Consider the following 24,687-nt stretch of genomic DNA (forward strand, 5'->3'; position numbering starts at 1 on the left):
GCCGTGGAGGAAGTGCCCGTCTCGCGCCGTGCGGCTGGAGGCCACCCCTACCCGCGGTTGGCCCGAACGCCTAACGTGACCCTCGACGCAGATGCAATGGAGGCCGTGCGTGGCGAAATATATCCATTCCATGATCCGGGTGCTGGACGAGGCCCGCTCGGTGGCCTTCTACGAACGGGTGTTCGGGCTGAAGGTGGCTGAGCGGCTGGATTTTCCGGAGTTTACGCTGGTCTATCTGGCGAATGGCGAAAGCGAGACCGAGCTGGAACTGACCATCAACAAGGGCCGGACCCGGCCTTATGACCTGGGAGACGGCCATGGCCATGTCGCCTTTTCTGTCGACGACCTGGACCGGTTGCATGCGCGGCTGCAGGCAGAGGGCTTCGCGCCGCGCAAGCTGGTCGATTTCGCCCCCGGCGGCGCGGTCATCGCGCGCTTCTTTTTCATCGCCGACCCCGACGGCTACCAGATCGAAGTGCTTCAGCGCGGCGGCCGCTATCTGTGACGGGGGCAAGCGGGGAAGGGCGCGCCAAAGCGTGGCGCCCGCGCCTGAGTTGGTGTGGCAGGCCGGTACACCTCCGCCACCGCATCGCGTCGATGCGGCTGATCGGACACATCGGGCAGCGGGAGTTCTCTGCCGGGTTCTTCTTTCCCGCCAGAGGGATAAGCGCGCGCCTATGGCGAGGAGGACAAACAAGTTCGGTATCGGTGGTGCGGCCCCCGTCCTTGGATCCCCCGCATGGCGAGGTGGATCGATCCGGAACGGGGCAGCCCAGAGCCGACTGGGCGAAGTTGCCGGAGATGACGGAAGCCTCGGCGCCGTCCGCCCCGAGCCGGGTAAGCGGGCGGCCGTGGGACGGAAGATTCGGGATCGAGATCTGGGCCATCGTGGCGGGATATCAGGTCCGGAATCCTGGCCAGCCCCACGTTGACGAAAGGCTGATCCGCAATCCGGAAACTGACACGATCTGTCAGCAGTTGTGCCTGATCATCGCCGCGAAAGGAGAATGCGGATGATCGATCATATCGGAATTGCCGTGTCGGACCTGGCCCGGTCGCGCGGCTTCTACGACATGGCGCTGGCGCCCCTCGGGATTGCCGCGGTGATGGAGGTGACGGAAGAGATGACCGGCGGTCATGGTGCGCATCTGGGCTATGGCCGGGCGGACAAGCCTTTCTTCTGGATCGGGAGCGGCAGGCCCGCCGGCCCGGGCACCCATGTCGCCTTTGCCGCGTCGGACCGGGCAGCCGTGGATGCCTTCCATGCGGCCGCTCTGGCAGCGGGTGGTCGCGACAACGGCGCCCCCGGCCTGAGGCCCGAATATCACCCCGGCTATTACGGCGCCTTCGTGCTGGACCCCGACGGCAACAACATCGAAGCCGTGCATCACGGAGCGGCGCCATGAAAACCTATCGCGGTTCGTGCTTCTGCGGCGCCGTCCGCTTCGAGGCCGAGGGCGACCTCGCCCTGGGCACCATGCGCTGCAACTGCCGCTTCTGCCGCAAGATGCGGTATTGGGAGATGCGGCTGCCCGATCCCAGCCGCTTCCGGCTGACCCATGGCACGGAACTGCTGGTCGAAACGCCGCGCCGGCGCGAGGACGGCGTGGACATGCACCACATGTTCTGCGGCCATTGCGGCACCCGGCTGTGGACCGAGGGCGACCTTGCCGAAATGGGCGGGCGCTTCGTCATGGTCTGCGTCTCGGCCCTGGACGACGTGCCCGAGGCCGAACTGATCGCCGCCCCGGTCTTTTACGCCGACGGCGCCCATGACGCCTGGTGGAACCCCGCGCCCGAAAGCCGGCACCTTTAGGTCGGGGTGAAGGCCGCGTCGGCGAGGGCATCCCGATGTGCCTTCGCCGTTTTCCCGGATCCGCCCGGGGTGCCCCGGTTGCCTCGGCGGCGAAATCCGATTATGGTGGCCGCCGCAGCAAAGGAGAATGGTGTCATGGACAGCCCGCAGATCTGACCTTTCACGGACGGATTGAAGAGGATTCCCATGACGGCTGACTTCCTTGATGCGGCTTCGCCCCATCCCATGCGCTTTCCCGACGGCACCCTGAACCGGGGGCTGGTGCATCTGAACCGGGTGATCGACCACCCGAATATCGAGATCGGCGATTTCACCTATGCCAGCAGCTTCGAGCCGCCCGAGGATTGGGCGGTGCGGCTGGCGCCCTATACCTATGCCGGCGCACCCGAACGGCTGGTGATCGGACGGTTCTGCCAGATCGCCGACCGGGTGCGGATCGTCACCGCCTCGGCCAATCATCCGATGGCCGGGATCTCGACCTATCCCTTCGCGATCTTCGACCATGCGCGGGTCGGCGATTACATCGACCAGATCAGCGGCCTGCCGGATACGGTGATCGGCCACGACGTCTGGATCGGCGACGGCGCCACCATCCTGCCGGGCGCGCGGATCGGCAGCGGCGTCATCATCGGCGCGGGTGCGGTGGTCGGCGGCGTGGTGCCGGATTACGCGGTGGTCGCCGGCAATCCGGGCCGCGTGCTGCGGCTGCGCTTCGACGAGGCCACCATCGGCCGGCTGCTGGCCTTGCAATGGTGGCATTGGCCGCCGGAGCGGATCGCCCGCGCCACCGTCGCGCTGGCCCGCGCCGATGTCGCGGCGCTGGAGGAACTGGCCGCCTGAGGCGGTCCGACGAAACCGACCGGGCGACGGCCCGGGCTGATGCGAACGAGGTCCGACATGTTCAGCTGGTTCGAGCGCCGGCTTGATCCCTATCCCGCCGATCCGCCGCGGATGCCGCCGCAGGGGCTGTGGCGGTTCATGCTGCATTTCGCGCGCGGGGCCGAGGGCTACATGCTGTCCATGGCCGCCTGCTCGGCCATGATCGCCGTGGGCGAGGTGGTGCTCTTCGGCTATCTGGGCGAGCTGGTGAACCGGCTGGCCGGCGCCGACCGCGAGAATTTCTGGGCGGTCGAGGGCAACCGGCTGCTGCTGATGGGCGCCATCCTGGTGATCGGCCTGCCGCTGCTGCAGGTGCTGTTCTCGCTGCTCATGCACCAGACGCTGATGGGCAATTTCCCGCAGCGCATCCGCTGGCAGGCGCATCGCTATCTGCTGCGGCAGTCGATGAGCTATTTCCAGGACGAATTCGCCGGGCGCATCGCCACCAAGCTGATGCAGACCGCGCTGGCCGTGCGCGAAGTGGCGATGAAGTTCATGGACGTGCTGGTCTATGTCGGGGTGTATTTCATCGGCGCGCTGATCCTGGCGGCCTCGACCGACGGCTGGCTGGCGCTGCCCTTTGCCGGCTGGGGGCTGCTTTACGGGCTTCTGCTGTGGTGGCTGATCCCGCGCATCGGCCGCATCAGCGAGGCGCAGGCCGATGCCCGGGCGCAGATGACTGGCCGGGTGGTGGACAGCTATACCAACATCTCGACGGTGAAGCTGTTCTCGCACAGTTCGCGCGAAGAGGCCTATGTCCGCGAAAGCATGGACGGGTTCCTGCAGACCGTGCACGGGCAGATGCGGCTGGCCTCGATCCAGAACATCCTGCTGTCCTCGCTGAACTCGCTGCTGACCTTCGCGGTCACCGTGTTGGGGCTGTGGCTGTGGGTCGGCGGCAAGATCGACGTCGGCGCGGTCGCGGTGGCGATCCCGCTGGCGCTGCGGCTGGGCAACATGTCGCATTGGATCATGTGGGAATTCGCCGGCCTGTTCGAGAACATCGGCACGGTGCGCGACGGCATCGGCTCGCTGTCGCTGCCGCGCATGGTCACCGATGCGCGCGGCGCAAGGCCGTTGGCGGTGCCCGAGGGCCGGGTCGCCTTCGACCGCGTCACCTTCCGCTATGGCGAGGCGGCGCGGCCCGGCCGCGGCGCGGTGCTGGACGACCTGTCGCTGGCCATCGCGCCGGGCGAACGGATCGGGCTGGTCGGCCGCTCGGGCGCGGGGAAATCGACGCTGGTGAACCTGATGCTGCGTTTCCACGACCTGGAATCGGGCCGCATCCTGATCGACGGCCAGGACATCGCCCAGGTCACGCAAGAATCCCTGCGCGCGGCCATCGGCGTGGTGACGCAGGACACCTCGCTGCTGCACCGCTCGATCCGCGACAATATCGCCTATGGCCGGCCGGACGCATCCGAGGCCGAGATCCTGCGCGCCGCCGCCCTGGCCGAGGCCGATTTCATCGCCGGCCTGACCGATTCGCAGGGCCGGCACGGTCTGGACGCCCATGTCGGCGAGCGCGGGGTGAAGCTCTCGGGCGGCCAGCGCCAGCGCATCGCCATCGCGCGGGTGCTGCTGAAGGACGCGCCGATCCTGGTGCTGGACGAGGCGACCAGCGCATTGGACAGCGAGGTCGAGGCGGCGATCCAGGGCCAGCTCGACATGCTGATGCAGGGCAAGACGGTGATCGCCATCGCGCACCGGCTGTCGACCATCGCCCGCATGGACCGGCTGGTGGTGATGGAGCGGGGCCGCATCGTCGAGCAGGGCACGCATGAGGCGCTGCTGGCGCAGGGGGGCATCTATGCCGGACTTTGGGCGCGGCAGTCGGGCGGTTTCATCGAGGCCGACTGATTTCCTCTTGAACCGCGGGCGCGCCTGCCGTAATCAGGCGCGCGGCTTAGGGGTTTAGCTCAGTTGGTAGAGCATCGGTCTCCAAAACCGAGGGTCGTGGGTTCGAGTCCCCCAACCCCTGCCAGCCGCCCTCCGCGATATTGCCGCGTGCCCTGACCTTACGGATTTCATGGCCCTGAGCATCCATCTGGGGGCGCACAAGACCGCCTCGACCCATCTGCAATATTCGCTGCGCCAGATCCGCGACCGGCTGCAGGCGGCCGGGCTGTGCTATGTCGATCCCGCGCAGCTGCGCGAGGCGCCGATGGACCTGTCGCAGATCCTGGCCGACGGCGCCGGCTGTGCGGCCGAACCCGCCTTTTCCGCCGCCCTGCAGGACCGCCGTCAGGGCTGCGCCGACCTGCTGCTGTCCGAGGAGAACATCCTGGGCGGCACCCATCGCGGCCGCATCTTCTCGCGCCGCGGGCTGCTCTATCCCTTCGCCGTGCGCCGGCTGCGGCAGGCGATCGGGCTGGCGGGCGGCGGGCCGGCGGTGCTCTATCTGGCGATCCGGGATCCGGCGGGGTTCAACGTCTCGGCCTTTGCCTTGCAGGTCGCGCTCGGCAACGAGATCGAACTGGCCCCCTATCTGCGCGGCCGCGATCCGGCCGAGGTCGGCTGGCTGGGTCTGGTCAAGCGGCTGGCGGCCATGGAGGAGGTGGCGCGGGTGGTGGTCTGGCGCTACGAGGATTACGCCGCGTTGCGTCCGGAATTGCTGCGCCGCCTGCTGCCGCCGGGGCTGGCGGACGCGGTGCCCGAGCCGCCGCCGTCGAACGAAAGCCTGACCCAGCCGGGATACGAATGGTTCCTGCGCCGCGCCATGGCCGACACCGAGGCGGATCTGCGCGACCTGGCGGCGCGGGCGCGGCGCCGGTTCCGTCGCGCCGACGGGCACGGCCCGCTGCGCCTCTTGGAGGCGGCGGATCATGCACGCTCGGCCCAGAATTACGCCGCCCAGGTGGCGGCGCTGCGCCGGCTGCCGCGGGTCGAGTTCCTGGAACCGCAGGCCGCCGACCAGATCCGCGCTTGAAAACCCGGCCGGCGCGGTCTATCTGACGCGCTGCAAGACCGAAGGGAATCCCCATGGCCAACCCCGTCCAGTTCATCAGCCAGGTCCGCGCCGAAGTCGGCAAGATCGTCTGGCCCACGCGCCGCGAGGTGGTGACGACCACGATCATGGTCTTCATCATGGCGACGCTGGCCTCGCTGTTCTTCTTCCTGGTCGATCTGGCGATCAAGGCCGGGATCTCGGGGGTCATCCACCTGGTCGGCAGCTGAGGGCTTGCATCCAGGGCCGGGTGGCGGTATGTCCGCCCGACCTGCCCGTGACGCGGCGTGCATCGATTCGGTCGTGCGCGCCGATTTCAATTTGGCCGGAGGCTGCGCGGAATTTCCGCGATCCGGCCGGGGCGGTAAGGGAATTCAAGGGGTTGGCTTGGCCTGCCCGGAAGGAAACAGGGGTCGATCGAGACATGGCAAAGCGTTGGTATTCGGTCAGCGTCCTGTCGAACTTTGAAAAGAAGGTCGCCGAGGCGATTCGTCAGGCCGTCGCCGAGAAGGGTCTCGAGGACGAGATCGACGAGGTCCTGGTCCCGACCGAGGAAGTGATCGAGATCCGCCGCGGCAAGAAGGTCACCTCCGAGCGCCGCTTCATGCCCGGCTATGTGCTGGTGCGGATGGAGCTTTCGGACCGGACCTATCACCTGGTGAACTCGATCAACCGCGTCACCGGCTTCCTGGGCGCCCAGGGCAAGCCGCAGCCGATGCGCGACGACGAGGTGAACGGCATCCTGCATCGCACCGGCGAGGGCGGGGCCGAGGTCGCGCCGCGCAACCTGATCCGCTTCGACGTGGGCGAAAAGGTGAATGTGACCGACGGGCCCTTCGAGGGCTTCTCGGGCATGGTCGAGGAGGTGGATGAGGTCTCGAACCGCATCAAGGTCACCGTCTCGATCTTCGGCCGGCCGACGCCGGTCGAGCTGGAATTCACGCAGGTCGCCAAGACCGCGTGATCGTCGCGGGAGGCTGCGCCGCCGGGAATGGACCGGGGGCAAGGCCGTACCGCTAAGTCGGCCCGCCTGGCGGGCGTGATGATAAGGAGAGGGCCAGATGGCCAAGAAAGTCGTCGGCAGCCTGAAGCTGCAAATCAAGGCCGGTCAGGCCAACCCGTCCCCGCCCGTCGGCCCGGCCCTGGGTCAGCGCGGCATCAACATCATGGAATTCTGCAAGGCGTTCAATGCCCGCACGCAGGAAATGGAACAGGGCTCGCCCGTTCCGGTCGTGATCACCTATTACGCCGACAAGTCCTTCACCTTCGAGACCAAGACCGCGCCGGCCTCGTTCCTGCTGAAGAAGGCCGCCGGCCTGAAGCCGGTCGGCAAGCGCAACCGCGCCAGGGGTTCGGAAAAGCCCGGCCGTGCGGTTGCCGGCACCGTGACCGTCAAGCAGGTGCGCGAGATCGCCGAAGCCAAGATGAAAGACCTGTCCGCGAACGACGTCGAAGCCGCGATGCAGATCATCCTCGGCTCGGCCCGTTCCATCGGCATCGAGGTGAAAGGCTAAGTCATGGCTAAGATTTCCAAGAACAAAGCCGCCGCCCGCGCCGCCTTCGACGGCAAGTCGAACCTGTCGGTCGAGGATGCCGTGGCGCTGGTGAAAGCCAACACCAAGGCGAAATTCGACGAGACCGTCGAGATCGCGATGAACCTGGGCGTCGATCCGCGCCACGCCGACCAGATGGTCCGCGGCGTCGTGACCCTGCCCAACGGCACCGGCAAGCACGTCCGCGTCGCCGTCTTCGCCCGTGGTCCCAAGGCCGACGAAGCCAAGGCCGCTGGTGCCGAGATCGTCGGTGCGGAAGACCTGATGGAAACCATCCAGTCGGGCAAGATCGAATTCGATCGCTGCATCGCCACCCCGGACATGATGCCGCTCGTCGGCCGTCTGGGCAAGATCCTGGGCCCGCGCAACCTGATGCCGAACCCCAAGGTCGGCACCGTGACCATGGACGTGAAATCGGCCGTGGAAGCAGCCAAGGGCGGTGAAGTCCAGTTCAAGGCCGAGAAGGCGGGCGTGGTCCACGCCGGCGTCGGCAAGGCCTCGTTCGACGCCGCCAAGCTGGCCGAGAACATCCGCGCCTTCGTCGATGCGGTGACCCGGGCGAAGCCCTCGGGCGCGAAGGGCACCTATGTGAAGAAAGTCTCGATCAGCTCGACCATGGGTCCGGGCGTGTCGCTGGACCTGTCTTCGACCGCCGCGCAGTAAGCGGCAAGAATTTCGCCGGCGTCCTTCGACGGGGGCCGACGGATGGCGGGGCAGCGATGCTCCGTCCTGTCCGAGACGGAGGGTGCGGGGCCTGCCCCGCTTAATCGTCCTTCCTGAGATGGGATCAAGACCATTTTCCGAGGGTTTCTTCGGGGGATCTTGGACCGTCACGGACCCATTCCTGCCGCTGTTCTGGCGGCAGGGAAGTGAGAGCCGGGGGGAAACCCCCATACTTGGAGTGAAACCGTGGATAGAGCGCAGAAAGAGCAATTGGTCGAGGAACTCGGCCAGATCTTTGAAGCCTCTGGCGTCGTGGTGGTTGCCCGCTACGAGGGGATGACGGTTGCCGAAATGCAGGACCTGCGCGCGCAGATGCGCGAAGCTGGCGGGTCCGTTCGCGTTGCCAAGAACAGGCTCGCCAAGATCGCCCTGGATGGAAAGCCTTGCGCCAGCATCGCCGACTATCTGACGGGCATGACCGTGCTCGCCTTTTCCGACGATCCCGTGGCTGCTGCCAAGGTCGCGGACAAATACGCCAAGGGGAACGACAAGTTCGTGATCCTGGGCGGTGCGATGGGCGACACGGCGCTTGACCCGGCCGGTGTGAAAGCCGTGGCCCAGATGCCGTCGCGCGAGGAGCTTATCGCTTCGATCGTGTCCTGCATCGGTGCCCCTGCTGCGAACATCGCGGGCGCGATCGGCGCACCTGCTTCCAACATCGCGGGCATCCTTACGACTCTGGAAGAGCGCGAGGCCGCTTGAGGCAATCCCGTCCCGTCGTGGGGTTGAAACCCCGACGTTGGAACACTTAATGGAAAGAACGGAAAAATGGCTGACCTGAAAAAACTCGCCGAAGAAATCGTGGGCCTGACCCTGCTGGAAGCCCAGGAACTGAAGACCATCCTGAAAGACGAATACGGCATCGAGCCGGCCGCCGGTGGCGCCGTCATGGTTGCCGGCCCGGCCGCGGCCGCCGAAGCCGTCGAAGAGAAGACCGAATTCGACGTCGTCCTGACCGACGCCGGCGCCAACAAGATCAACGTGATCAAGGAAGTGCGCGCGATCACCGGCCTGGGCCTGAAAGAAGCCAAGGACCTGGTGGAAGCCGGCGGCAAGGTCAAGGAAGGCGCCTCGAAAGGCGACGCCGAAGAAATGAAGAAAAAGCTCGAAGCGGCTGGCGCCAAGGTCGAGCTGAAGTAATCGGGCCTGCACCGGATGGTGCGCGCCGATTGATTTCGGAAGAAAATGGCAGGGTCCGGGGGTTCTCCCGGTCCCTGCCGAACCTGTCTTGAAGGACGGTTTTCGGCCGCGGGCCATGACCAGACCTTCCTTCAGGGCATGTTCGGGGTTCGGGAGCGGCGCGGTGGGACGCGCGGCACGAATTGGACCCCGCCCCTCATTCGCCGCCTCGCGCCGGTCGGGCCCCGACGACCGCCGCAAGCGAAAGACGAAAGGTAAGACCCTCTATGGCGCAAGCTTATGTCGGCCAGAAACGCATCCGGCGTTACTATGGCAATATCCGCGAAGTTCTGGAGATGCCGAACCTGATCGAGGTTCAGAAATCCTCCTATGACCTGTTCCTGCGGTCGGGCGAGGCCGAGGGCCACCAGGACGGCGAAGGCATCCAGGGCGTGTTCCAGTCGGTGTTCCCGATCAAGGACTTCAACGAGACCGCGACGCTGGAGTTCGTGAAATACGAACTGGAACGCCCGAAATACGACGTGGACGAGTGCCAGGCCCGCGACATGACCTATGCCGCGCCGTTGAAGGTGACGCTGCGCCTGATCGTGTTCGATGTCGAAGAGAACACCGGCGCCAAGTCGGTCAAGGACATCAAGGAACAGGACGTCTACATGGGCGACATGCCCCTGATGACGCAGAACGGCACCTTCATCGTGAACGGCACCGAGCGCGTCGTGGTGTCGCAGATGCACCGCTCGCCCGGCGTGTTCTTCGATCACGACCGCGGCAAGACGCACAGCTCGGGCAAGCTGCTGTTCGCCTGCCGGATCATTCCCTATCGCGGCTCGTGGCTGGATTTCGAATTCGACGCCAAGGACCTGGTGTTCGCGCGCATCGACCGCCGCCGGAAACTGCCGGTGACGACGCTGCTCTATGCGCTCGGCATGGACCAGGAGGGCATCATGGATGCCTTCTACGACACCGTGGACTACAAGCTGCAGCGCGCCGTCAAGGGCAAGGAAGCCGGCTGGGTCACCCGCTTCTTCCCCGAGCGCGTGCGCGGCACCCGTCCGAGCTATGACCTGGTGAACGCCGAGACCGGCGAAGTCATCACCAAGGCCGGCGACAAGGTGACGCCGCGTCTGGTCAAGCAACTGGCGGAAAAAGGCGACATCAGCCTGCTGCTGCCCTTCGACAAGATCATCGGCCGCTTCGTGGCGAAGGACATCATCAACGAGCAGACCGGCCTGATCTATGCCGAGGCCGGCGACGAGATCACCGCCGAATACGACCGCGACGGCGAGCTGTCGGGCGGGTTGCTGAAGGTGCTCTTGGACAACGGCATCGAGGACATCCCGGTTCTGGACATCGACCATGTCAACGTCGGTCCCTATATCCGCAACACCATGGCGGCCGACAAGAACATGAACCGCGACGGTGCCCTGATGGACATCTATCGCGTCATGCGTCCGGGCGAGCCGCCGACCGTCGAGGCCGCCTCGACGCTGTTCAACAGCCTGTTCTTCGACAGCGAGCGCTACGACCTTTCGGCCGTCGGTCGCGTCAAGATGAACATGCGCCTGGATCTGGACGCGCCGGATACCCAGCGCACCCTGCGTCACGAAGACATCATCGCCTGCATCCGCGGGCTGGTGGAACTGCGCGACGGCAAGGGCGAGATCGACGACATCGACCACCTCGGCAACCGCCGGGTGCGCTCGGTCGGCGAGCTGATGGAGAACCAGTATCGCATCGGCCTGCTGCGCATGGAGCGGGCGATCCGCGAACGCATGTCGGGCGTCGAGATCGACACGGTGATGCCGCAGGACCTGATCAACGCCAAGCCGGCGGCTGCCGCGGTGCGCGAGTTCTTCGGCTCGTCGCAGCTGTCGCAGTTCATGGACCAGACCAACCCGCTGTCGGAAGTGACGCACAAGCGTCGTCTTTCGGCGCTTGGCCCGGGCGGTCTGACGCGTGAGCGCGCCGGCTTCGAGGTGCGCGACGTTCACCCGACCCATTACGGCCGGATGTGCCCGATCGAGACGCCGGAAGGCCAGAACATCGGCCTGATCAACAGCCTCGCGACCTTTGCCCGCGTGAACAAATACGGCTTCATCGAGACCCCCTATCGCAAGGTCATCGAGGGCAAGGTCACCGACGACGTGGTCTATATGTCCGCGACCGAGGAGATGCGTCACACCATCGCCCAGGCGAACGCCACCCTGGACGAGGACGGCAAGTTCGTCGACGAGCTGATCTCGACCCGGCAATCGGGCGATTTCATGCTGAACCCGGTCGATGCGGTGGACCTGATCGACGTGTCGCCGAAACAGCTGGTTTCGGTGGCGGCGGCGCTGATCCCCTTCCTGGAGAACGACGACGCCAACCGCGCGCTGATGGGTTCGAACATGCAGCGTCAGGCGGTTCCGCTGCTGCGGGCCGAGGCGCCCTTCGTCGGCACCGGCATGGAAGCGACCGTGGCGCGCGATTCCGGGGCGGCCATCATGGCCCGTCGCGGCGGCATCATCGACCAGGTCGATGCGCAGCGGATCGTTATCCGGGCGACCGAGGACATGGCCGCGGGCGATGCTGGCGTGGACATCTATCGCCTGCGCAAGTTCAAGCGCTCGAACCAGTCCTCGACCATCAACCAGCGTCCGCTGGTCAAGGTGGGCGACCGCGTGGTCAAGGGCCAGGTCGTGGCCGACGGTCCCTCGACCGATCAGGGCGAACTCGCAATCGGCCGCAACGTGGTCGTGGCCTTCATGCCCTGGAACGGCTACAACTACGAAGACTCGATCCTGATCTCGGAGCGGATCCACCGCGACGACGTGTTCACCTCGATCCACATCGACGAATACGAAGTGGCGGCCCGCGACACGAAACTGGGCCCGGAAGAGATCACCCGCGACATCCCGAACGTCGGTGAAGAGGCGCTGCGCAACCTCGACGAGGCTGGCATCGTCTATATCGGCGCCGAAGTCGGTCCGGGCGACATCCTGGTCGGCAAGATCACCCCGAAGGGTGAATCGCCGATGACGCCGGAAGAAAAGCTGCTGCGCGCCATCTTCGGCGAAAAGGCCAGCGACGTGCGCGACACCTCGCTGCGTCTGCCGCCGGGCGCCTATGGCACCATCGTCGAGGTCCGGGTGTTCAACCGCCACGGCGTCGACAAGGACGAGCGTGCGCTGCAGATCGAGCGCGAGGAAGTCGAGCGCCTGTCGCGCGACCGCGACGACGAGCTGGCGATCCTGGAGCGCAACATCTATGCGCGCCTGAAATCGCTGATCATGGGCAAGGAAGTCGTCAAGGGGCCGAAAGGCGTCCGCGCCGGCGTCAATGTCGATGAGGACGTGCTGGGCCAGCTGAGCCGCGGCCAGTGGTGGCAGCTTGCCGTCGCCGACGAGGAGACCGCCAAGGAAGTCGAGGCGCTGAACCAGCAGTTCGACAGCCTGAAGCGGGCGCTGGACAACCGTTTCGACGACAAGGTCGAGAAGGTGCGCCAGGGCGACGACCTGCCTCCGGGCGTGATGAAGATGGTCAAGGTCTTTGTCGCCGTGAAGCGCAAGCTGCAGGCGGGCGACAAGATGGCCGGTCGTCACGGCAACAAGGGTGTGGTGTCCAAGGTGGTTCCCATCGAGGACATGCCCTTCCTGGCCGACGGCACCCCGGTCGACCTGGTGCTGAACCCGCTGGGCGTGCCGTCGCGGATGAACGTCGGGCAGATCCTGGAAACCCACATGGGCTGGGCCTCGCGCGGTCTGGGCATCAAGATCGACGAGGCGCTGCAGGACTATCGCCGCAACGGCGATATGGCCCCGGTGCGCGAGGCGATGAAGATCGGCTATGGCGACCAGTTCTATGCCGAGACCTTCGAGGGCCTGGACGACGAGACGCTGGTCGAGCACGCCAATGCCGTGCGCGGCGGCGTTCCGATCGCGACACCGGTCTTTGACGGCGCCAAGGAAGCGGATGTGAACGACGCGCTGCGGCGGGCCGGTTTCGACACCTCGGGGCAGTCCGTGGTGTTCGACGGCCGCACCGGCGAGCAGTTCGCCCGCAAGGTCACCGTCGGGATGAAATACGTCCTGAAGCTGCACCACCTTGTCGACGACAAGATGCACGCCCGCTCGACCGGCCCGTATTCGCTCGTCACCCAGCAGCCGCTGGGCGGCAAGGCGCAGTTCGGTGGTCAGCGTCTGGGTGAGATGGAGGTCTGGGCGCTGGAAGCCTATGGCGCCGCCTATACCCTGCAAGAGATGCTGACGGTCAAGTCGGACGACGTGGCCGGCCGGACCAAGGTCTATGAGAGCATCGTCAAGGGCGAGGACAATTTCGAGGCCGGCGTGCCGGAATCGTTCAACGTGCTGGTCAAGGAGGTCCGGGGTCTGGGCCTCAACATGGAACTCCTGGATGCGGAGGAGGACGAGTGAGCATCGGTCCCGGGGGTGCGCTTCAGCGCACCCTGCGGCCGTGCCGCCCGTTCCCCCGCGCCCCTCATTAGGATTTGAAAATGAACCAGGAACTTGCCACCAATCCCCTGAACCCGCTGGCTGCGCCGCGGCAGTTCGACGAAATCAAGATCTCGCTGGCCTCGCCCGAGGAAATCCTCGCCTGGTCCTATGGCGAGGTGAAGAAGCCCGAGACCATCAACTACCGCACGTTCAAGCCCGAGCGTGACGGCCTGTTCTGCGCGCGCATCTTTGGCCCGATCAAGGATTACGAATGCCTGTGCGGCAAATACAAGCGCATGAAATATCGCGGCCTGGTCTGCGAGAAATGCGGCGTCGAGGTGACGCTGCAAAAGGTCCGGCGCGAGCGCATGGGCCATATCGAGCTGGCCGCCCCGGTCGCGCATATCTGGTTCCTGAAGTCGCTGCCCTCGCGCATCGGCCTGATGCTGGACATGACGCTGCGCGATCTTGAGCGCATCCTCTATTTCGAAAACTACGTCGTGATCGAACCGGGTCTGACCGACCTGTCCTATGGGCAGCTGCTGACCGAGGAGGAATTCCTCGACGCGCAGGACCAGTATGGCGCCGACGCCTTCACCGCCAATATTGGCGCCGAGGCGATCCGCGAGATGCTGGCGAACATCGACCTGGCCGCCACCGCCGAGCAACTCCGCGAGGAGCTGAAAGAGGCGACCGGCGAGTTGAAGCCCAAGAAGATCATCAAGCGGCTGAAGATCGTCGAATCGTTCCTCGAGTCGGGCAACCGGCCCGAGTGGATGGTGCTGACCGTCATTCCGGTCATTCCGCCGGAACTGCGTCCGCTGGTGCCGCTGGACGGGGGCCGGTTCGCGACCTCGGACCTGAACGACCTTTATCGCCGGGTCATCAACCGCAACAACCGCCTGAAGCGGCTGATCGAATTGCGCGCGCCCGACATCATCGTCCGCAACGAAAAGCGGATGCTGCAGGAATCGGTCGATGCGCTGTTCGACAACGGTCGCCGCGGCCGGGTCATCACCGGCAACAACAAGCGTCCGCTGAAATCGCTGTCGGACATGCTGAAGGGCAAGCAGGGCCGCTTCCGCCAGAACCTTCTGGGGAAACGGGTCGACTTCTCGGGCCGTTCGGTGATCGTGACCGGGCCGGAGCTGAAGCTGCACCAATGCGGGCTGCCGAAGAAGATGGCGCTCGAACTGTTCAAGCCGTTCATCTATTCGCGGCTTGAGGCGAAGGGGCTTTCGTCCACCGTCAAGCAGGCCAAGAAGCTGGTCGAGAAGGAACGCCCCGAGGTCTGGGACATCCTGGACGAGGTGATCCGCGAGCATCCGGTGCTGCTGAACCGCGCGCCGACGCTGCACCGCCTGGGCATCCAGGCGTTCGAGCCGATCCTGATCGAGGGCAAGGCAATCCAGCTGCACCCGCTGGTCTGCTCGGCCTTCAACGCCGACTTCGACGGCGACCAGATGGCGGTTCACGTCCCGCTGAGCCTTGAGGCCCAGTTGGAAGCGCGCGTCCTGATGATGTCCACGAACAACGTGCTGTCGCCCGCCAACGGCGCGCCGATCATCGTGCCGTCGCAGGACATGGTTCTGGGTCTGTATTACACGACCATGGAGCGCGAGGGCATGAAGGGCGAAGGCATGGTCTTCGCGAACCTGGAAGAGGTCGAGCACGCTCTGGCCTCGGGTTCCGTGCATCTGCACGCCCGCATCACTGCCCGCCTGCCGCAGATCGACGAGAACGGCAACGAGGTCATCAAGCGCTATGAGACCACGCCGGGCCGTCTGCGCCTGGGCTCGCTCTTGCCGAAGAACGCCAAGGCGCCCTTCGAGCTGGTGAACCGCCTGCTGCGCAAGAAGGACATCCAGAACGTCATCGACACCGTCTATCGCTACTGCGGCCAGAAAGAATCGGTGATCTTCTGCGACCAGATCATGGGTCTGGGCTTCCGCGAGGCCTTCCGCGCCGGCATCTCGTTCGGCAAGGACGACATGGTGGTGCCGCCGACGAAATGGGAACTGGTCGAGGAAACCCAGGACCAGGTGAAGTCCTTCGAGCAGCAATATCTCGACGGCCTGATCACCCAGGGCGAGAAGTACAACAAGGTCGTGGACGCCTGGTCGAAGTGCAACGACAAGGTCACCGACGCGATGATGAAGACCATCTCGGCCACCAAGAAGGACGAGAAGGGTGCGGAGCTTGAGCCGAACTCGGTCTACATGATGGCGCACTCGGGCGCCCGGGGCTCGGTCAGCCAGATGAAGCAGCTGGGCGGGATGCGCGGCTTGATGGCCAAGCCGAACGGCGAGATCATCGAGACGCCGATCATCTCGAACTTCAAGGAAGGTCTGACCGTTCTTGAATACTTCAACTCGACCCACGGCGCCCGGAAGGGTCTGTCGGACACCGCGTTGAAGACGGCGAACTCGGGCTATCTGACGCGTCGTCTGGTCGACGTGGCGCAGGACTGCATCATCCGCGAGCATGACTGCGGGACCGACCGCGCGATCACCGCCTCGGCGGCGGTCAACGATGGCGAGGTGGTCAGCCCGCTGAGCGAGCGCGTTCTGGGCCGTGTCGCGGCCGACGACGTGCTGGTGCCGGGCGAGGATGTCGTGATCGTTCGCAAGAACGAACTCATCGACGAACGCAAGGCCGACGAGATCGAGCAGGCCGGCGTGGCCTCGGTGCGCATCCGCTCGGCCCTGACCTGCGAGTCGGACGACGGCATCTGCGCGCTCTGCTATGGCCGCGACCTGGCGCGCGGCACGCTGGTGAACATCGGCGAGGCGGTGGGCATCATCGCGGCGCAGTCGATCGGCGAGCCGGGCACGCAGCTGACGATGCGCACCTTCCACATCGGCGGCATCGCCCAGGGTGGCCAGCAGTCCTTCATCGCGGCGGCGCAGGACGGCACCATCGCGTTCGAGAACGAAAGCACGCTGGAAAACGCCAATGGCGAGCTGATCGTGATGAGCCGCAACATGCAGCTGCACATCAAGTCGGCCACCGGCGAGACCCTGGCCAGCCACAAGCTGTTCTACGGCTCGAAACTGTTCGTGCGCGACGGTGATGCCGTGGCCCGCGGCCAGAAGATGTTCGAATGGGACCCCTATACCCTGCCGATCATCGCAGAGAAGGCCGGCGTCGCGAAATATGTCGACCTGCTGTCGGGGATCTCGGTCCGCGACGAGACCGACGACGCGACCGGCATGACGCAGAAGATCGTGACGGACTGGCGCTCGGCCCCGAAAGGCAACGAGCTGAAGCCCGAGATCATCATCGTCGATGCCGATGGCGAGCCGGTGCGCAACGAGAACGGCAACCCGGTCACCTATCCGATGTCGGTCGACGCGATTCTGTCGGTCGAGGACGGGCAGGAGATCAAGGCCGGCGACGTGGTGGCGCGGATCCCGCGCGAAGGCGCCAAGACCAAGGACATCACCGGGGGTCTGCCCCGCGTGGCGGAACTGTTCGAGGCCCGTCGTCCCAAGGATCACGCGATCATCGCCGAGCTGGATGGCTATGTGCGCTTCGGCAAGGACTACAAGAACAAGCGCCGCATCGCCATCGAGCCCGCCGACGACACGCTGGCTCCGGTCGAATACATGGTGCCGAAAGGCAAGCACATCCCGGTGCAGGAAGGCGACTTCGTGCAGAAGGGCGACTACATCATGGACGGCAACCCGGCGCCGCATGACATCCTGCGCATCATGGGAATCGAGGCTCTGGCCGACTATCTCATCGACGAGGTGCAGGACGTGTATCGACTGCAGGGCGTGAAGATCAACGACAAGCACATCGAGGTGATCGTTCGCCAGATGCTGCAGAAGATCGAGATCCTGGATTCGGGCGACACCACGCTTCTGAAGGGCGAGCACATCGACCGCGAGGAATTCGAGGAAGAGAACGCCAAGATCGAAGCCAAGGGCGGCCGTCCGGCCGTGGGCGAGCCGGTGCTGCTGGGCATCACCAAGGCGAGCTTGCAGACCCGCAGCTTCATCTCGGCCGCCTCGTTCCAGGAGACCACGCGGGTGCTGACCGAAGCCGCCGTGCAGGGCAAGCGCGACAAGCTGGTGGGCCTCAAGGAGAACGTCATCGTCGGCCGGCTGATCCCGGCCGGCACCGGCGGCGCCACCGCCCGCGTCAAGCGCATCGCCAGCGAGCGCGACAACGAGGTGATCGAGGCCCGCCGCGCCGAGGCCGAAGCCACCGCCGCGCTGATCGCGCCGGAGGAAACCTCGGTGGAGCAGGCGGGCGAGTGATCGCCTGAACCATGACAACGAAAGGCCCGGCATCAGCCGGGCCTTTTGCATTTCTCCGTTAACGTTCCCTCAGCCATTTGCCGTCAGACCGGAGCAAACATGGAAGGATCGAGCGATGCGATTTGCGGGAAATGTCATCTGGTTCGTGCTGGGCGGCTGGTATACGGGCCTGCTGTGGCTGATCGGTGCGGCGGTGTTCGCGATCTCGATCATCGGGCTGCCACTGACCCGCGCCGCGATCGAGATGGCCAGGATGTCGGCTTGGCCCTTCGGCGAGGAGGTGGTCCATGTCCGCGATCTGGACCGCAAGGGCTGACGGCGACCACCGCCGCGACCGGCACCATCGGCTTCGTCTTTCAACCTGCTCTGGGCGGCGACATTCGGCATTGCGCTGTTCCTGGCCTATCTGCTTGCCGGCGTGTTGTGCTGCCTGACCGTCATCGGCATCTCCTTCGGCCTGCAAGGCTTCAAGCTGGCGGCGATTTCCATATGGCCGGTCGGTCGCCGCGTCGTGCCGGTCGAGGCCGCGCGCATGGTGCGTGACGAAAGGGCCGCGGACCTGCTGGCGTCGTATCGCGGGGTCTAAACAGCACTGGCTTTTTCCCTGCGGGCTTTTTAGGCATGGATAAAAGGCCGGGGTTTCAATGCGCGCACCGCTCAGTTCCGTAGACCGGCCGGTCAGGTCTGCCCCGGTCTCTGCCGCGCTGCAAGCCAGCCCCGCGGACAACCTGCGGGGCACCTTGCTGATGATCCTCAGCATGGCGGCCTTTACCTGCAACGACGCCGTGATGAAGACGGTGACGCAGAGCCTGCCGCTTTACGAATCGGTGGCGATCCGCGGCGCCATGGTGCTGGCGCTGATGCTGGCGGTGGCGCGGGCGCAGGGCGGTTTGCGGCTGCGGGTGCCGCGGCGCGACCTGGGGCCGCTGCTGCTGCGCAGCAGTGCCGATGTCGTCTCGACCTTGCTCTACCTTCTGGCGCTGCGGCAGATGGCCCTGGCCGACCTGTCGGCGATCATGCAGGCCTTGCCGCTGGCGGTGACGCTGACCGCGGCGCTGTTCTTTGGCGAGCGGCTGGGATGGCGGCGGCTTCTGGCCATCGGGGTGGGCTTTGTCGGCGTGATGCTGATCCTGCGCCCCGGAACCGGTGCGTTCGATGTCTGGTCGGTTCTGGCGCTGGCGGCGATGCTGCTGATCGTGTTGCGCGACATGGCGACGCGGCTGTTTTCGGTCGGGGTCGGCTCTTCGACCGTGGCCTTCTATGCGGCGCTGACGGTGATGCTCTCGGGCTTCGTCATGGCAGGGTCCGAGGCCTGGCGCATGCCGAGCGGCGGGGAGTTCGCGCTGTTGCTGCTGTCGGCGGCGTTCCTGGCCGTGGGCTATCTGACCGCGGTGGCGACCATGCGCGTGGGCGAGATTTCCTTCGTCGCGCCGTTTCGCTATACCTCGCTGGTCTGGGCGATCCTGCTGGGGCTGCTGGTCTTCGGCGATTGGCCGGACCTGTGGACCTGGGCGGGATCGGCGCTGGTGGTGGGCGCGGGCATCTATACGATCCTGCGCGAACGGAAAGTCGGAGGAACGTCCTGATGCGCGTGCAGATGCTGGGCCTGTGCCGCTTTTCCTATCTGGGCGGGCGCGGTTTCCAGGTCGCGCACGAGACGCTGGCGCAGCGCCGCGCCTTTCTCTACGACCCGGCGCGGCTGGCGCGGCGCTGGTTCTGGTTCCAGAACGTCGCCCTGCCGGCCTGGCTGGCGCAGAAGGATCCCGATTTCACCCTGGTGCTGATGACCGGCCCCGACCTGCCCGAGCCCTGGCTGTCGCGTCTGCACGAATTGACCGAAATCCTGCCGCAGCTGCGGCTGGCGCTGGTGCCGCCGATGGAGAAGCATATCGACGCCTGCATGGCCGCCGTGGCGCCGCATATCGATCCGGATGCCGATGTGGTCGGGCATTTCCGGCATGACGACGACGATGCGGTGGCCGTCGACTTCATTCGCGACGCGCGTCGCGATTTTGCGCGGATGAAGCCGCTGTGGCGGCAGAACCGCCGGCTGTCCTGCGACTATGCGCGGGGCGCGGTGCTGCGCGCCGGGCCGGGCGGCATCGAAGCCGAGATGCGCATCATCCACAATGCCAGCGCCGCGCTGACCATCTTCCTGCCGCCCGATGCCGGACGCTGCGTGCTGCATTTCCCGCATTTCAAGGTCAACCTGTCCATGCCCGGCGTGACGCTGGCCGGCAAGCCGATGTATGTGCGCATGCTGCACGAGGACAACGACTCGGGCGCGGTGGGCGCGGGCTATGCGGTGGAAGGGCAGGGCGAGGACATCGAGGGGCTGCTGGCCCGGCGCTTCCGCATCGACCTGCCGGGGCTCGCCACCGGGGCGCGGGCGCTGCCCCCGGCCTGAGGCCGGCGCGGCGCCCGGGGCGCGCTGTTGACTCGCCCGGGGATTCCCCATATACGCCGCACACCCGACAGGAGACTGCCGGGTGCCCAGGGCCCTTACCGGTCACGATCCGGGCCGGAACCGCCCCGATCCTCTGGAAATCACCCGTCCCGCCCCCAGTCCGGGGACAGGATGGGTCGTGGCGTTTCACGATTCGCGTGATTCGCTGTCGAGAAGTGGCGCAGCCGATGGTTGCGAGTATTGACGAAAGCAAGACGGGGAACCGAATGCCGACGATCCAACAGCTGATCCGCAAACCGCGGCAGCCCAAGGTGCAGCGCTCGAAGTCGCAGCACCTTCAATCCTGCCCGCAGAAGCGGGGCGTATGCACGCGCGTCTATACCACGACGCCGAAGAAACCGAACTCCGCCATGCGGAAGGTCGCCAAGGTGCGCCTGACGAATGGCTTCGAGGTCATCTCCTACATCCCGGGCGAAAAGCACAACCTGCAGGAACACAGCGTCGTGCTGATCCGCGGCGGCCGGGTGAAAGACCTTCCGGGTGTCCGTTACCACATCCTGCGCGGTGTTCTGGATACCCAGGGCGTCAAAGACCGTCGTCAACGCCGTTCGAAATACGGCGCGAAGCGTCCGAAGTAAGGAGATCCGCATATGTCTCGTCGTCACGCCGCTGAGAAGCGCGAAGTCCTGCCCGACGCCAAGTATGGCGATCGCGTGCTGACCAAATTCATGAACAACCTGATGATCGACGGCAAGAAGTCGGTCGCCGAGCGCATCGTCTATTCGGCGCTGGACCGCGTCCAGGGCAAGCTGAAGCGCGAGCCCATCGAGGTGTTCCACGAAGCCCTCGACAATGTGAAGCCTTCGGTCGAAGTGCGCTCGCGCCGCGTCGGCGGTGCCACCTACCAGGTTCCGGTCGAAGTGCGTCCGACCCGCCGCGAGGCTCTGGCCATCCGCTGGCTGATCGACGCCAGCAAGAAGCGCAATGAGCATACGATGGAAGAGCGCCTGGCCGGCGAACTGGCCGATGCCGTCAACGGCCGCGGCACCGCGGTGAAGAAGCGCGAAGACACCCACAAGATGGCCGACGCCAACAAGGCGTTCAGCCACTACCGCTGGTAACCGGAAGGAAGGCCCTTTATGGCACGCGAATATCCGCTGGAGCGTTACCGGAACTTCGGGATCATGGCCCATATCGACGCGGGCAAGACCACGACGACCGAGCGCATCCTGTTCTACACCGGCAAGAACCACAAGATGGGCGAGACGCACGAAGGTGCGTCCACCATGGACTGGATGGAACAGGAAGCCGAGCGCGGCATCACCATCACCTCGGCGGCGACCACCACCTTCTGGCAGAAGCACGAGGACTCGGACTACGAGATCGATCCCTCGCAGCGCAACCGCTTCAACATCATCGACACCCCCGGCCACGTCGACTTCACCATCGAGGTCGAGCGTTCGCTGGCCGTGCTTGACGGCGCGATCTGCCTGCTGGACGGCAACGCCGGGGTCGAGCCGCAGACCGAAACCGTCTGGCGCCAGGCCGACCGCTACAAGGTTCCGCGGATCGTCTTCGTCAACAAGATGGACAAGATCGGCGCCGATTTCTTCAAATGCGTCGCTATGATCAAGGACCGCACTGGCGGCACCCCCTGCCCGATCGCCCTGCCGATCGGCGCCGAGGACAAGCTGGAAGGCATCGTCGACCTGATCAAGATGGAAGAATGGGTCTGGATCGGTGAGGATCTGGGCGCCAGCTGGATCCGTCAGCCCATCCGTGCCGATCTTCAGGACGTCGCCGAAGAATGGCGCGGCAAGATGATCGAGCTTGCCGTCGAACAGGACGACGACGCGATGGAAGCCTATCTTGAAGGCAACGAGCCCGACGAGGCGACCCTGCGCAAACTGATCCGCAAGGGCACGCTGTCGCTGTCCTTCTTCCCGGTCATGGCCGGCTCGGCGTTCAAGAACAAGGGCGTGCAGCCGCTGCTGAACGCCGTCGTGGACTTCCTGCCGGCGCCGACCGACGTTCCCGCCTACATGGGCTTCGCCCCAGGCGATGAAACGGAAGAGCGCAACATCGCCCGCCACGCCTCGGACGCGGATCCGTTCTCGGGACTGGCGTTCAAGATCATGAACGACCCCTTCGTTGGCTCGCTGACCTTCACGCGCATCTATTCGGGCGCGCTGAAGAAGGGTGACCAGATGATGAACTCGACCAAGGGCAAGCGCGAGCGCGTCGGCCGGATGATGGTGATGCACGCCATCAACCGCGAAGAGATCGACGAAGCCTTTGCCGGCGACATCATCGCGCTGGCCGGTCTGAAGGACACCACCACGGGCGACACCCTGTGCGATCCGGCCAAGCCGGTGGTCCTGGAAACCATGACCTTCCCCGAGCCGGTGATCGAGATCGCCGTCGAGCCGAAGTCGAAGGCCGACCAGGAGAAGATGGGCCTCGCCCTGCAGCGCCTGTCCGCCGAAGACCCGTCCTTCCGCGTCGAGACCGACATCGAGTCGGGCCAGACCATCATGAAGGGCATGGGCGAACTTCACCTCGACATCCTCGTGGATCGCATGAAGCGCGAGTTCAAGGTCGAGGCGAACATCGGCGCGCCGCAGGTGGCCTATCGCGAGACCATCTCGCGCGAAGCCGAGATCGACTACACGCACAAGAAACAGACCGGCGGTACCGGCCAGTTCGCGCGCGTCAAGCTGGTCATCACCCCGACCGAGCCGGGCGAGGGCTACTCGTTCGAATCGAAGATCGTGGGCGGTGCGGTGCCCAAGGAATACATTCCGGGCGTCGAAAAGGGCATCAAGTCCGTCATGGACTCGGGCCCGCTGGCCGGCTTCCCGGTGATCGACTTCAAGGTGGCGCTGATCGACGGTGCCTTCCACGACGTCGACTCCTCGGTCCTGGCCTTCGAGATCGCCGCGCGTGCCGCCATGCGCGAAGGTCTGAAGAAAGCCGGCGCCAAGCTGCTCGAGCCGATCATGCGCGTGGAAGTCGTGACGCCGGAAGAATACACCGGTTCGATCATCGGCGACCTGACCAGCCGTCGCGGCATGGTGCGCGGCCAGGATACCCGCGGCAACGCCAACGTCATCGATGCGATGGTGCCGCTGGCCAACATGTTCGGCTATATCAACAACCTGCGCTCGATGTCCTCGGGCCGGGCGGTGTTCACGATGCAGTTCGACCATTACGAGGCCGTGCCGCAGAACATCTCGGACGAGATCCAAAAGAAATACGCCTGACCGGGCAGGCGGGGCTTCGGCCCCGCCGCTCCATGCTAGACACCAAGAATCAAAGGAGCCCTGCTGATGGCAAAGGCAAAGTTTGAACGGACGAAACCGCACGTCAACATCGGGACGATCGGGCACGTTGACCACGGCAAGACGACGCTGACGGCTGCGATCACGAAATACTTCGGGGAATTCAAGGCCTACGACCAGATCGACGGCGCGCCCGAAGAACGTGCCCGCGGGATCACGATCTCGACCGCGCATGTGGAATACGAATCGGAGAACCGGCACTACGCGCACGTCGACTGCCCCGGCCACGCCGACTACGTGAAGAACATGATCACCGGCGCGGCGCAGATGGACGGCGCCATCCTGGTGGTGAACGCCGCCGACGGCCCGATGCCGCAGACGCGCGAGCACATCCTGCTGGGCCGCCAGGTCGGCATCCCCTACATGGTCGTCTACCTGAACAAGGTCGACCAGGTGGACGATCCGGAACTGCTGGAACTGGTCGAGATGGAAGTGCGCGAGCTGCTGTCGTCCTACGACTACCCCGGCGACGACATTCCGATCATCAAGGGCTCGGCCCTGGCCGCGCTGGAAGGCCGCGACAAGGAGATCGGCGAGGATTCGATCCGCGCGCTGATCGCCGCCGTGGACGAATACATCCCGACGCCCGAGCGCGCCGTGGACCAGCCGTTCCTGATGCCGATCGAGGACGTGTTCTCGATCTCGGGCCGCGGCACCGTGGTGACCGGCCGCGTCGAGCGCGGTGCGGTGAACGTGGGCGACGAGCTTGAGATCGTGGGCATCCGCGACACCCGCAAGACCACCTGCACCGGCGTCGAGATGTTCCGCAAGCTCCTGGACCGCGGGGAAGCCGGCGACAACATCGGCGCGCTGCTGCGCGGCATCGACCGCGACGGCGTCGAGCGCGGCCAGGTGCTGTGCAAGCCGGGTTCGGTGAAGCCGCACACGCAGTTCGAGGCCGAGGCCTATATCCTGACCAAGGAAGAGGGCGGCCGCCACACGCCGTTCTTCGCGAACTACCGGCCGCAGTTCTACTTCCGCACGACGGACGTGACCGGGACGGTGAAGCTTCCGGAAGGCACCGAGATGGTGATGCCGGGCGACAACCTGAAGTTCGAGGTCGAGCTGATCGCGCCGATCGCGATGGAAGAGAAGCTGCGCTTCGCGATCCGCGAAGGCGGCCGCACGGTCGGCGCCGGCGTGGTGTCGAAGATCATCAAGTGACGATGCGGGGCGGGGC

The 24,687-nt window shown here is 65.5% G+C and carries 21 protein-coding genes, 1 tRNA gene and 2 pseudogenes; all 24 read left to right on the plus strand.

Annotation, left to right across the window (positions count from 1 at the left end; translation table 11 throughout):
* The first annotated feature begins 109 nt into the window (after positions 1 to 109).
* Complete coding sequence (locus JCM7685_RS02945) at positions 110 to 505, plus strand: VOC family protein (protein ID WP_074970797.1); 396 nt, start codon at positions 110 to 112, stop codon at positions 503 to 505.
* Positions 506 to 1,013: 508 nt separating this feature from the next.
* Positions 1,014 to 1,406 carry a VOC family protein gene (locus JCM7685_RS02950; RefSeq protein ID WP_074970799.1) on the plus strand — a complete coding sequence of 131 codons (393 nt, stop codon included), beginning with the start codon at positions 1,014 to 1,016 and terminating at the stop codon, positions 1,404 to 1,406.
* Entirely contained in the window at positions 1,403 to 1,816 is a 414-nt protein-coding gene (locus JCM7685_RS02955) for a GFA family protein (protein WP_074970801.1), read from the plus strand. Before JCM7685_RS02950 ends, JCM7685_RS02955 begins: the two co-directional genes overlap by 4 nt.
* Positions 1,817 to 2,002: 186 nt before the next feature.
* Complete coding sequence (locus JCM7685_RS02960; RefSeq protein ID WP_074970803.1) at positions 2,003 to 2,656, plus strand: CatB-related O-acetyltransferase; 654 nt, start codon at positions 2,003 to 2,005, stop codon at positions 2,654 to 2,656.
* Positions 2,657 to 2,854: 198 nt separating this feature from the next.
* Positions 2,855 to 3,610: pseudogene (locus tag JCM7685_RS20675) on the plus strand (ABC transporter transmembrane domain-containing protein); the annotation flags it as partial.
* A gap of 228 nt (positions 3,611 to 3,838) precedes the next feature.
* Positions 3,839 to 4,555, plus strand: a pseudogene (locus tag JCM7685_RS20680) (ABC transporter ATP-binding protein); the annotation flags it as partial.
* A 48-nt stretch (positions 4,556 to 4,603) separates the two neighbouring features.
* Positions 4,604 to 4,679, plus strand: a tRNA-Trp gene (locus tag JCM7685_RS02970).
* Between the two features lie 45 nt (positions 4,680 to 4,724).
* Entirely contained in the window at positions 4,725 to 5,624 is a 900-nt protein-coding gene (locus JCM7685_RS02975; RefSeq protein WP_074970807.1) for a hypothetical protein, read from the plus strand.
* A gap of 47 nt (positions 5,625 to 5,671) precedes the next feature.
* The gene (gene secE, locus JCM7685_RS02980) at positions 5,672 to 5,872 is read left to right on the plus strand and encodes a preprotein translocase subunit SecE (RefSeq protein ID WP_100526020.1); all 201 of its coding nucleotides are present in this window, start codon (positions 5,672 to 5,674) and stop codon (positions 5,870 to 5,872) included.
* Between the two features lie 194 nt (positions 5,873 to 6,066).
* Complete coding sequence (nusG, locus tag JCM7685_RS02985) at positions 6,067 to 6,606, plus strand: transcription termination/antitermination protein NusG (RefSeq protein WP_074970811.1); 540 nt, start codon at positions 6,067 to 6,069, stop codon at positions 6,604 to 6,606.
* Between the two features lie 97 nt (positions 6,607 to 6,703).
* Positions 6,704 to 7,156 (plus strand): 50S ribosomal protein L11, encoded by a 453-nt coding sequence (rplK, locus tag JCM7685_RS02990; RefSeq protein WP_074970813.1) that lies wholly within the window; start codon positions 6,704 to 6,706, stop codon positions 7,154 to 7,156.
* Between the two features lie 3 nt (positions 7,157 to 7,159).
* On the plus strand, positions 7,160 to 7,858 hold the full coding sequence (rplA, locus tag JCM7685_RS02995; protein WP_074970815.1) for a 50S ribosomal protein L1: 699 nt from the start codon (positions 7,160 to 7,162) through the stop codon (positions 7,856 to 7,858).
* A 246-nt stretch (positions 7,859 to 8,104) separates the two neighbouring features.
* Positions 8,105 to 8,620 (plus strand): 50S ribosomal protein L10, encoded by a 516-nt coding sequence (rplJ, locus tag JCM7685_RS03000; protein WP_074970817.1) that lies wholly within the window; start codon positions 8,105 to 8,107, stop codon positions 8,618 to 8,620.
* A 66-nt stretch (positions 8,621 to 8,686) separates the two neighbouring features.
* Positions 8,687 to 9,058: a 50S ribosomal protein L7/L12 gene (rplL, locus tag JCM7685_RS03005; RefSeq protein ID WP_074970818.1), complete on the plus strand. Its 372-nt coding sequence runs from the start codon at positions 8,687 to 8,689 to the stop codon at positions 9,056 to 9,058.
* A gap of 266 nt (positions 9,059 to 9,324) precedes the next feature.
* Entirely contained in the window at positions 9,325 to 13,473 is a 4,149-nt protein-coding gene (gene rpoB, locus JCM7685_RS03010; RefSeq protein ID WP_074970820.1) for a DNA-directed RNA polymerase subunit beta, read from the plus strand.
* A gap of 80 nt (positions 13,474 to 13,553) precedes the next feature.
* The gene (gene rpoC / locus JCM7685_RS03015; RefSeq protein WP_074970822.1) at positions 13,554 to 17,759 is read left to right on the plus strand and encodes a DNA-directed RNA polymerase subunit beta'; all 4,206 of its coding nucleotides are present in this window, start codon (positions 13,554 to 13,556) and stop codon (positions 17,757 to 17,759) included.
* Positions 17,760 to 17,874: 115 nt separating this feature from the next.
* Entirely contained in the window at positions 17,875 to 18,075 is a 201-nt protein-coding gene (locus JCM7685_RS19985) for a YccF domain-containing protein (protein ID WP_197701064.1), read from the plus strand.
* 45 nt (positions 18,076 to 18,120) lie between these two features.
* Positions 18,121 to 18,345, plus strand: a complete 225-nt coding sequence (locus JCM7685_RS19990) for a YccF domain-containing protein (protein WP_197701074.1) — start codon at positions 18,121 to 18,123, stop codon at positions 18,343 to 18,345.
* Positions 18,346 to 18,403: 58 nt separating this feature from the next.
* On the plus strand, positions 18,404 to 19,345 hold the full coding sequence (locus JCM7685_RS03025) for a DMT family transporter (RefSeq protein WP_083412954.1): 942 nt from the start codon (positions 18,404 to 18,406) through the stop codon (positions 19,343 to 19,345).
* Positions 19,345 to 20,166 carry a putative rhamnosyl transferase gene (locus JCM7685_RS03030; RefSeq protein ID WP_074970826.1) on the plus strand — a complete coding sequence of 274 codons (822 nt, stop codon included), beginning with the start codon at positions 19,345 to 19,347 and terminating at the stop codon, positions 20,164 to 20,166. Before JCM7685_RS03025 ends, JCM7685_RS03030 begins: the two co-directional genes overlap by 1 nt.
* A gap of 266 nt (positions 20,167 to 20,432) precedes the next feature.
* The gene (rpsL, locus tag JCM7685_RS03035; RefSeq protein WP_010399029.1) at positions 20,433 to 20,804 is read left to right on the plus strand and encodes a 30S ribosomal protein S12; all 372 of its coding nucleotides are present in this window, start codon (positions 20,433 to 20,435) and stop codon (positions 20,802 to 20,804) included.
* 12 nt (positions 20,805 to 20,816) lie between these two features.
* Positions 20,817 to 21,287, plus strand: coding sequence for a 30S ribosomal protein S7 (rpsG, locus tag JCM7685_RS03040; protein WP_074970828.1), 471 nt, complete (start codon positions 20,817 to 20,819; stop codon positions 21,285 to 21,287).
* Between the two features lie 18 nt (positions 21,288 to 21,305).
* On the plus strand, positions 21,306 to 23,429 hold the full coding sequence (fusA, locus tag JCM7685_RS03045; RefSeq protein WP_074970830.1) for an elongation factor G: 2,124 nt from the start codon (positions 21,306 to 21,308) through the stop codon (positions 23,427 to 23,429).
* A gap of 66 nt (positions 23,430 to 23,495) precedes the next feature.
* Positions 23,496 to 24,671 carry an elongation factor Tu gene (tuf, locus tag JCM7685_RS03050; protein ID WP_074966919.1) on the plus strand — a complete coding sequence of 392 codons (1,176 nt, stop codon included), beginning with the start codon at positions 23,496 to 23,498 and terminating at the stop codon, positions 24,669 to 24,671.
* The last annotated feature ends 16 nt before the right edge of the window (positions 24,672 to 24,687 follow it).

The organism is Paracoccus aminovorans (genome assembly GCF_900005615.1).
Lineage (GTDB): Bacteria > Pseudomonadota > Alphaproteobacteria > Rhodobacterales > Rhodobacteraceae > Paracoccus > Paracoccus aminovorans.

Bases quoted from the DNA above. Each gene is read 5' to 3' on its own strand.
- JCM7685_RS02950 (WP_074970799.1), top strand. From the start codon at position 1,014: ATGATCGATCATATCGGAATTGCCGTGTCGGACCTGGCCCGGTCGCGC.
- JCM7685_RS02955 (WP_074970801.1), top strand. From the start codon at position 1,403: ATGAAAACCTATCGCGGTTCGTGCTTCTGCGGCGCCGTCCGCTTCGAG.
- JCM7685_RS02960 (WP_074970803.1), top strand. From the start codon at position 2,003: ATGACGGCTGACTTCCTTGATGCGGCTTCGCCCCATCCCATGCGCTTT.
- JCM7685_RS02975 (WP_074970807.1), top strand. From the start codon at position 4,725: ATGGCCCTGAGCATCCATCTGGGGGCGCACAAGACCGCCTCGACCCAT.
- nusG (WP_074970811.1), top strand. From the start codon at position 6,067: ATGGCAAAGCGTTGGTATTCGGTCAGCGTCCTGTCGAACTTTGAAAAG.
- rplK (WP_074970813.1), top strand. From the start codon at position 6,704: ATGGCCAAGAAAGTCGTCGGCAGCCTGAAGCTGCAAATCAAGGCCGGT.
- rplA (WP_074970815.1), top strand. From the start codon at position 7,160: ATGGCTAAGATTTCCAAGAACAAAGCCGCCGCCCGCGCCGCCTTCGAC.
- rplL (WP_074970818.1), top strand. From the start codon at position 8,687: ATGGCTGACCTGAAAAAACTCGCCGAAGAAATCGTGGGCCTGACCCTG.
- rpoB (WP_074970820.1), top strand. From the start codon at position 9,325: ATGGCGCAAGCTTATGTCGGCCAGAAACGCATCCGGCGTTACTATGGC.
- rpoC (WP_074970822.1), top strand. From the start codon at position 13,554: ATGAACCAGGAACTTGCCACCAATCCCCTGAACCCGCTGGCTGCGCCG.
- JCM7685_RS19985 (WP_197701064.1), top strand. From the start codon at position 17,875: ATGCGATTTGCGGGAAATGTCATCTGGTTCGTGCTGGGCGGCTGGTAT.
- JCM7685_RS03025 (WP_083412954.1), top strand. From the start codon at position 18,404: ATGCGCGCACCGCTCAGTTCCGTAGACCGGCCGGTCAGGTCTGCCCCG.
- JCM7685_RS03030 (WP_074970826.1), top strand. From the start codon at position 19,345: ATGCGCGTGCAGATGCTGGGCCTGTGCCGCTTTTCCTATCTGGGCGGG.
- rpsL (WP_010399029.1), top strand. From the start codon at position 20,433: ATGCCGACGATCCAACAGCTGATCCGCAAACCGCGGCAGCCCAAGGTG.
- rpsG (WP_074970828.1), top strand. From the start codon at position 20,817: ATGTCTCGTCGTCACGCCGCTGAGAAGCGCGAAGTCCTGCCCGACGCC.
- fusA (WP_074970830.1), top strand. From the start codon at position 21,306: ATGGCACGCGAATATCCGCTGGAGCGTTACCGGAACTTCGGGATCATG.
- tuf (WP_074966919.1), top strand. From the start codon at position 23,496: ATGGCAAAGGCAAAGTTTGAACGGACGAAACCGCACGTCAACATCGGG.